At 50.9% G+C, this 3,668-nt stretch carries 4 protein-coding genes; all 4 read right to left on the bottom strand.

What is annotated here, in order from left to right; translation table 11 throughout:
• Positions 1 to 592: 592 nt before the first annotated feature.
• Positions 593 to 1,579 carry an ATP-binding cassette domain-containing protein gene (locus tag Q8Q07_04740; protein ID MDP3879596.1) on the bottom strand — a complete coding sequence of 329 codons (987 nt, stop codon included), beginning with the start codon at positions 1,577 to 1,579 and terminating at the stop codon, positions 593 to 595.
• Positions 1,564 to 2,559, bottom strand: coding sequence for an ABC transporter ATP-binding protein (locus Q8Q07_04745; GenBank protein ID MDP3879597.1), 996 nt, complete (start codon positions 2,557 to 2,559; stop codon positions 1,564 to 1,566). Before Q8Q07_04745 ends, Q8Q07_04740 begins: the two co-directional genes overlap by 16 nt.
• Before the next feature lie 2 nt (positions 2,560 to 2,561).
• The gene (locus Q8Q07_04750; protein ID MDP3879598.1) at positions 2,562 to 3,434 is read right to left on the bottom strand and encodes an ABC transporter permease; all 873 of its coding nucleotides are present in this window, start codon (positions 3,432 to 3,434) and stop codon (positions 2,562 to 2,564) included.
• A gap of 8 nt (positions 3,435 to 3,442) precedes the next feature.
• Positions 3,443 to 3,668, bottom strand: a 226-nt coding sequence (locus tag Q8Q07_04755; GenBank protein ID MDP3879599.1) for an ABC transporter permease subunit, incomplete at its 5' end; no start/stop codon positions are given.

Genomic DNA, 3,668 nt, shown 5'->3' on the forward strand with positions numbered 1-3,668 from the left:
CATGGCACTAGACGGAAACGCTAAGATGCAGATGGCACTAAGAATGGGGTAAGGTCAAGTCTATCGTCAAGCACTGCCCACCATCTGCTTGCAAAAATATAGCCGAAGTTAGCTTTGAGAATGTACCTCTTCAAGACAGTCAGACTATAGCCTTCCAATCACAATGTCTTTCCTGTACTACTGCAAGTGTAAACTACGAGGACTAGGACTTAACAATAACAGCTTCGTCTTTTAAAATAACATCATCTGTTCAGGTGAGCTAGTCAGACCCACAGGGAGAGAGTGTGGGAAAGGAAGCTGGCGAAATCAACTCGGTAAAGAAGCTGACTCTCTTGGAAATATCTTCACAAACAATGTCTGCTGGTTTTTGGAGACGGTTGGGCGCATTTGCATAATAGCTCATTTCTTTTCTGAATAGGGGGGAGGGGAATATGACTGAGATAAACAAAAAGAATACCTGAATAGAAGGGCCGCTATATTAGCGGTAGATGATTTTGAAAGTCCGAGAAGGAAAATGCCAAGCGCATAAGGTGAAAAAATTTAACACTCTCTTTCGGCAAATAGTAAGCAGTAAAACAGGAACAATTTGGGATTAGGAATGGGAGGAGTCATAGAGGAGACAGGCAACATGGTGACCGCCGTCAGCTTCTTCGAGTAGCGGCGCAGTAGAGCTGCATAACTCAAAGGCATGGGGGCAGCGATGGTAAAAGACACAGCCGCAGGGTGAATCTGACGGCCCGGATACTTCTCCCCTGAGCATAATGACGCTTCGTTCCGCTTCCGCATCAGGGTCTGGAATCGGTACTGCGGAGAGCAGCGCTCGGGTATAGGGATGCAAAGGCGATTTATAAAGTTCATCACGGCTGGCAATTTCAACTATCTTCCCCAGATACATTACCATTACACGGTCGCTTATGTGGCGGACTACCGAAAGGTCGTGGGAGATAAATAGGTAAGCGATATTGAATTGTTCCCGTAAATCATTGAGGAGATTGATAATCTGCGCCTGTATGGAAACGTCCAGAGCTGATATGGGTTCGTCACAGATAATGAAGTCCGGCTGCAGTACCAGCGCCCGTGCAATACCGAGCCTTTGACGCTGCCCGCCGCTGAATTCATGGGGATAGCGGTCTGCCATATAAGGCGAAAGCCCCACCGTTTCCAGCAATTCGGAGATGCGCTTCCGGTAGCCCTGTGTTACGCCATGAATACGCATCGGTTCGCCGATAATATCAGCGGCGGTAAAACGGGGATTGAGCGAATCATAAGGGTCCTGGAAGATGACCTGCAGCTTTTGACGTACGGGACGCAGCTCTTTATCCGAGAGTCTGCACAGGTTAGTACCTTTGAAGAGCACTTCGCCGCCGGTAGGCCGGTATAGCTGTAAAATACATTTGCCCAGAGTAGTCTTACCACACCCGCTTTCGCCAACCAGCCCCACCGTCTCTCCGGCGTGAAGGGTAAAAGTCACTCCGTCCACTGCCTTTACCGTTACCGCCTCTTTTTGCCTGAGCAAGCCGGTATTTGCCGAAAACGACATAGTAAGGTCATTTACTTCTAATATTACACTCCCTGCCATAGTCTGGCACTCTCCTGAACTCTGGCACACGCCGAATAATGACCGGCTGTCACCTCTGTAAGTTCTTCACTGCCCTTATGGCAATCATCACTCCGGTAAACGCAGCGCGGCCGGAAGACGCAGCCTTCGGGAAAAACAGTCAAGTCGGGCGGCTGCCCCTCAATCGGTTTCAGTCTGATCCGTACGGATTCATCCAGACGGGGCACCGAAGCCAGCAGACCCGCAGTGTAAGGATGCGCCGGCTGTTTATAGACATCCCTCGATAGCCCATGTTCAACGACCTGACCGGCATACATGACATATACGCGGCGAGCATAACGGGCTACAACCCCCAGGTTATGTGTAATAAGAATGAGTGCAGTCTGTAATTCTCTGGTAATATCGCGGATAACTTCAAGGAGTTGCGCCTGGATGGTAACGTCCAGCGCAGTGGTAGGCTCGTCGGCGATGATAAGCTGCGGCTGGCAGGATATTGCCATCGCAATCATCACACGCTGGCGCATTCCGCCGCTGAATTGATGAGGGTAATTTTTCACCCGCTGCTGCGGCTGGGGAATCCCCACAAGATCGAGGAGTCTGATAGTCTCGTTTCGAGCGCCTTCTTTGGTCATCTGCTGGTGGAATTCCAGAGCCTCGGAAATCTGACGTCCCACGGTCAATACCGGGTTTAGCGAGGTCATCGGTTCCTGAAAAATCATCGAGATTCTGTCCCCTCTTACCTTACGCAATTCCTCGCCGGAGAGTTTTAAAAGGTCGGCGCCATCGAAAATGACCTCGCCGGAGAGAATTTTGCCCGGAGGTTCCTTAATAAGCCGGAGGATAGAGAGTGCGCTCACCGTCTTGCCGCAGCCGCTCTCTCCCACCAGGGCTATCGTTTCACCCCTGGCAACCGAGTATGATACTCCGTTAACCGCCCTGACTACACCGTCTTCGGTATAGAAATGAGTGGTTAAATTACGAACTTCAAGTATGTCTGCCATACTTATCGCCTCAGCCTCGGGTCCAGAGCATCCCTCAAGCCGTCGCCCAAAAAGGTAAAAGCAAGCATTAAGACAGCGATTGCCAAAGCGGGGAAAACAATCAGGTGGGGAGCCGCAAAGATGACATCATAGCCATCACGAATCATAGTGCCCCAGCTCGGCGTGGGGGGTTTAACACCGATGCCGATATAACTGAGAGCCGCCTCGGCGAAGATAGCCCGGGGTACATTAAAGGTTACTGCCACTATTATCGGACCCAGCGAATTCGGCAGCAGGTGGCGCAGGGTAATATAACTACCGTTACCACCCATAGCTCGCGCTGCAGTCACAAAATCACGCTGCTTCAAAGATAATACCTGTCCCCGGACGAGGCGAGCGATATTGACCCAGGCGACAAGGCCGATTGCCAGGAATACCATAAAGATGCTGCCTCCAAGTATGGCGCGAAGCAGGATTATGAGAAGAATATCCGGGAAAGCGTACATTACATCGACAAAGCGCATCATAATATTATCTGTCCTGCCACCGATGTAACCGGCAAAAGCCCCGATGGGAAGTCCGATGACCAGAACGACGAACTGTGTAAATATACCCACTGCCAGGGAAGTGCGGGCGCCGTAGAGCAAGCGGGTAAAAACATCCCGCCCCAGAGTATCTGTCCCGATGAGATGACTGGGACTGGGACCTTCGAGAATGACATTAAGGTCCTGCTGGTCATAAGCGTAGCTGGTTATCAGGGGAGCAAATACAGCCGCCAGGGCAATCAGAAGAACGATAATACCTCCGGCTACTGCCAGGCGGTTTCGTTTCAGCCGTATCGCAGCATCGCCCCACAGATTATGGTGAGGGCGTATTGCTTCTACATTTGCAGTCATTTTGCTCCTTAGCCATAACGGATGCGCGGGTCTATAACAGAGTACAATATATCCACCGCCAGATTCACCACGGCAACGGCAAAGGCATAGAAAAGTATCGCGCCCATAATTAGTCCGTAATCACGGGCGAAAACACCCTGAACGAACAAGCGGCCAATACCGGGGATGGAGAACAGGCTTTCGATAATAAACGAGCCGGAAATGAGAAATGCCAGTTCCGGACCGGCGATGGTA

The sequence above is a fragment of the Dehalococcoidales bacterium genome (assembly GCA_030698765.1).
Taxonomy (GTDB): Bacteria; Chloroflexota; Dehalococcoidia; order Dehalococcoidales; family UBA2162; genus JAUYMF01.